Origin of the sequence: Streptomyces sp. NPDC051913 (assembly GCF_044593635.1) — a bacterium.
GTDB lineage: Bacteria > Actinomycetota > Actinomycetes > Streptomycetales > Streptomycetaceae > Streptomyces.
On sequence record NZ_JBIUCI010000048.1, the window covers coordinates 1 to 3,937 of the forward strand.

Below are 3,937 nucleotides of genomic sequence, written 5' to 3' on the forward strand. Positions count from 1 at the left end.
GCGGACACCCTCAAGAGCCATCGCTGTCACGGTCACCTCGCTTGGCACATTGCATACAGTCGACGAATACTGTATGAAGATTGTTATCCCGCATCCGATGGGTGATGTCCAGGGGTCGTGCACCACTTTTAAGACGGGAGCCGAATCATGGACCTTTACGAGCACCAGGCCCGAAGGCTCTTCCAGGAACACGGCATCCCGGTGCCGCGCGCGGAGGTCACCGACTCGCCGGCGGAAGCACGCGAGATCGCCCGCAGGCTCGGTGGCCGCGCAGTCGTCAAAGCGCAGGTGAAGACGGGGGGTCGGGGAAAGGCGGGCGGTGTCAGGCTCGCCGCCGACCCGCCCGCAGCGGAACTCACGGCACGTCAGATCCTCGGCATGGACATCAAGGGGCACAGGGTCGGCGAGGTCATGCTGGCCCAACCCGTGCACATCGAGGACGAGTTCTACGTGTCGTACGTCCTCGACCGCGCGGCGGGCCGGTTTCTCGCCATCGCCTCCGCCGAGGGCGGCATGGACATCGAGGAGGTCGCCGCACATCGGCCCGAGGCGGTCGCGCGCATCCACATCGACCCGGTCGAGGGTGTCACCTCCGCGAAGGCGGGGGAGATCGCCGACGCGGCAGGTCTGCCGGCGCAGACCGTCGACGTCCTCGTACGGCTGTGGCAGGTGCTGGTCCGTGAGGACGCGGTCCTCGTCGAGGTCAACCCGCTCGTGCGGACTCGGCAGGGGCAGATCCTCGCACTGGACGGCAAGGTGACCCTGGACGACAACGCCCGTTTCCGGCAGGCCCGTTGGGGCGACCAGAGTGTCGCGCACGATGACCCGCTGGAGGCGGCAGCCGCCGCGAAGGGCCTCAACTACGTCAAGCTGGACGGCGAGGTCGGCGTCATCGGCAACGGGGCCGGCCTGGTCATGTCGACGCTCGACGTCGTCGCCGGCTGCGGCGCCCGCCCCGCCAACTTCCTCGACATCGGCGGCGGAGCCTCGGCCCGGATCATGGCCGACGGGCTGTCCGTCATCCTCTCCGACCCCGCCGTGAAGTCGGTGTTCGTCAACGTCTTCGGCGGGATCACGGCCTGCGACGCGGTCGCCGACGGCATCGTGCAGGCCCTGGAGGCGGTCGAGTTGACCAAACCGCTCGTGGTGCGGCTCGACGGCAACAACGCCGCCCGGGGCCGCGCCATCCTCGACGGCCGTGCCCACCCCCTGGTCCAGCAGGCCACCACCATGGACGGTGCCGCCCGCCGCGCCGCCCAACTCGCCAACACCAGCTGAAGGAGCGGCGCATGGCCGTCTTTCTCACCAAGGAGTCCAAGGTCCTCGTCCAGGGCATGACGGGCGGCGAGGGCATGAAACACACCCGGCGCATGCTGGCGGCCGGCACGGACATCGTCGGCGGCGTCAACCCGCGCAAGGCCGGGCAGAGCGTCGACTTCGACGAACGGGCCGTCCCTGTCTTCGGGTCGGTCGCCGAGGGCATCCGGGCGACCGGAGCCGACGTCACCGTCGTCTTCGTACCGCCCGCCTTCGCCAGGTCGGCCGTCATCGAGGCCGCCGACGCCGGCATCGGGCTGGCCGTCGTCATCACCGAGGGCATCCCCGTCCACGACTCCGTCGCCTTCACCTCGTACGCGAAGGAGAAGGGCACCCGGATCATCGGTCCCAACTGTCCTGGCCTGATCACCCCGGGCCAGTCCAACGCGGGCATCATCCCCGCGGACATCACCAGGTCAGGACGCGTCGGCCTGGTGTCCAAGTCGGGCACGCTCACCTACCAACTCATGTACGAGCTGCGCGACATCGGCTTCTCCACCTGTGTCGGCATCGGCGGCGACCCCGTCGTCGGCACCACCCACATCGACTGCCTGGCCGCCTTCCAGGACGACCCCGACACCGAACTCGTGGTGCTCATCGGGGAGATCGGCGGAGACGCCGAGGAGCGTGCCGCCGCCTACATCCGCGACCACGTCACCAAGCCGGTCGTCGGCTACATCGCCGGTTTCACCGCGCCCGAGGGCAAGACCATGGGCCACGCGGGCGCCATCGTGTCCGGCTCCTCAGGCACGGCGCAGGCGAAGAAGGCCGCCCTGGAGGCGGCCGGCGTCCAGGTCGGAAACACCCCGACCGAGACGGCCCGCCTGGTGCTCGCCCGACTGGCGACCAGCCACTGACACCCCCGGGTCCACGCGGATTCCCGCAGACCTCACCCCCCGCCCCCGACTGTGCACCGAGAGCGGAGACATCGCATGACATCCACCCTCAACTCCACCCCCCTCGTGGTGAAGTCCGGTACGACCTGGGACGACGCCTGGCAGCGCTGCCTCGCCGTCGCCCCCGAGGCGTTCCGCGACGACCGCGTCCTGAACCTCTGGAACTCCGCCTGGCAGGCGGACGGCCGGGCGCTGCCCGCCACCAGCCCCGTCGACGGCAGCCCCATCGCCGGGCCGCCCCGCCTCGACCGGGACGCCGCCCACCAGGCCGTCCGCGCCTCCCTCGACCAGCACCGGGCCTGGCGGCACATCCCGCTCGCCGAACGCCGGGCCCGCGTCGCCGCCACCCTCGACGCCCTCACCCAGCACCGCGAGCTCCTCGCCCTGCTCCTCGTCTGGGAGATCGGCAAGCCCTGGCGGCTCGCCCAGGCCGACGTCGACCGGGCCATCGACGGGGTGCGCTGGTACGTCGACGGCATCGAGCCGATGGTCGAGGGCCGGGCATCGCTGGACGGTCCGGTGTCCAACATCGCGAGCTGGAACTACCCGATGAGCGTGCTCGTTCACGCATTGCTGGTCCAGGCACTGGCGGGCAACGCGGTCATCGCCAAGACCCCGACCGACGGCGGTGTCGCCTGTCTCACCCTGGCCTGCGCCCTCGCCGCCCGCGAGGGGATCCCCGTCACCCTCGTCAGCGGCAGCGGCGGCGAGCTGTCGGAGGCGCTGGTGAAGGCGCCCGAGATCGGCTGCGTCTCCTTCGTCGGCGGCCGCGACACCGGCGCCGCCGTGGCCACGGCGGTCGCCGACCTCGGCAAGCGGCACATCCTCGAACAGGAAGGACTCAACACCTGGGGCATCTGGAACTACTCGGACTGGGGCACGCTCACGGCCGTCATCCCCAAGCTCTTCGACTACGGCAAGCAGCGCTGCACCGCGTACCCGCGCTTCGTCGTCCAGCGCGAGCTGTTCGACGAGTTCCTCGCGGCGTACCTCCCGGCCGTGCGCTCGCTGAGCGTCGGGCACCCGCTGGCCGTGGCCCGGGCCGACGACCCCTACCCGGCCCTGGACTTCGGCCCGGTCATCAACGCGGCCAAGGCCAAGGAACTGCACGACCAGATCGCCGAGGCCATCAACCGCGGCGCCGTCCCGCTGCACCGCGGCGCGCCCGAGGAGGCCCGCTTCCTGCCCGGCCAGGACACCTCGGCCTACGTCCAGCCCGTCACCCTGCTCAACCCGCCCCCGTCCTCCCCTCTGCACCACGCGGAACCGTTCGGGCCGGTCGACACCATCGTCCTGGTCGACACGGAGGCGGAGCTGCTGGCCGCCATGAACGCCTCCAACGGCGCCCTGGTCGCCACCCTGTCCACGGACGACCCGTCGACCTTCGACCGGCTCGCACCCCAGATCCGCGCCTTCAAGGTCGGCCACGGCAAGCCGCGCTCCCGCGGCGACCGCGACGAGCTGTTCGGCGGCTTCGGCGCGTCCTGGCGCGGCGCGTTCGTCGGCGGTGAGCTGCTGGTGCGCGCGGTGACCCAGGGCCCCGCGGACGAACGCCTCCCCGGGAACTTCCCGGAGTACCAGCTGATGCCGTAAGGCACGCCCCGGGCGGCGCCCCGCGAGGGCGCCGCCCGGGCAGCGACGAACACGACTCTCTGCCGGTATGCAATATGCACAACGAATAGGGATGGGGTGGCGAGATGACGATGGCTCTTGAGGGTGTCCGT

3 protein-coding genes are annotated in these 3,937 nt (G+C 70.8%); all 3 read left to right on the plus strand.

Annotated elements, in window-relative coordinates; all coding sequences use genetic code 11:
• The first annotated feature begins 147 nt into the window (after positions 1-147).
• The 3 genes from sucC (at position 148) to ACIHIX_RS47865 (ending at position 3,806) form a co-directional block, all read left to right on the plus strand.
• A complete protein-coding gene (gene sucC, locus ACIHIX_RS47855) occupies positions 148-1,278 on the plus strand; it encodes an ADP-forming succinate--CoA ligase subunit beta (protein ID WP_399966974.1) in 1,131 nt (376 codons plus the stop codon).
• 11 nt (positions 1,279-1,289) lie between these two features.
• Positions 1,290-2,174 carry a succinate--CoA ligase subunit alpha gene (gene sucD, locus ACIHIX_RS47860; protein ID WP_399966975.1) on the plus strand — a complete coding sequence of 295 codons (885 nt, stop codon included), beginning with the start codon at positions 1,290-1,292 and terminating at the stop codon, positions 2,172-2,174.
• Positions 2,175-2,249: 75 nt separating this feature from the next.
• A complete protein-coding gene (locus ACIHIX_RS47865; protein ID WP_399966976.1) occupies positions 2,250-3,806 on the plus strand; it encodes an aldehyde dehydrogenase family protein in 1,557 nt (518 codons plus the stop codon).
• The last annotated feature ends 131 nt before the right edge of the window (positions 3,807-3,937 follow it).